1 protein-coding gene is annotated in these 486 nt (G+C 43.8%); it reads right to left on the reverse strand.

What is annotated here, in order from left to right; genetic code table 11:
- Nucleotides 1-147: 147 nt before the first annotated feature.
- On the reverse strand, nucleotides 148-486 hold a 339-nt coding region (locus tag AC6CHH_RS16400; protein ID WP_498284793.1), incomplete at its 5' end, for an ISAon1 family transposase N-terminal region protein.

A 486-nucleotide genomic window follows, 5' to 3' on the forward strand; every position in this document is an offset into this window, starting at 1 on the left:
ATATTCTCTGGGAAAACGGTCCACCTCTCAGCATGGGGTTTCTGGTCCCAGTCGTGGAAATCACTCAAAAAGTCTTTGTATTGTTCTTGGAGCTGTTTACCGTCCATTTGGAAAAACAGACCTAACAGATTGGCGCTAATGGGATAATTATCCAAATACTCCCTTTAAAAAAAGCCCGAATTCTGTAGTCATTCGAGCACCCTCACGAACGAGGTTCCAATCTCTGGTAATCACCTTCCCGGTCTCCAAGACCGTCCAGCGTCTACGCCTAATATGAAGCGTAACTTTCTGACCACGAATAGGAAAGTCCCGAATCTCTGATGATGGCATAAAGCCTTTTGACTCAAGTTTGATGTTTTCATAGCCTGAGGGAACAAGATTCCGTTCATCAAGATGGATATGGAGCTCTTTATTAACATGGAGCACTTCCATAATGTCGAAATAGTCCAATAGCCCTTCGGGCATTAATAAGGTCAGAAGTTTGCG

Source organism: Sphingobacterium sp. GQ94, assembly GCF_059758715.1.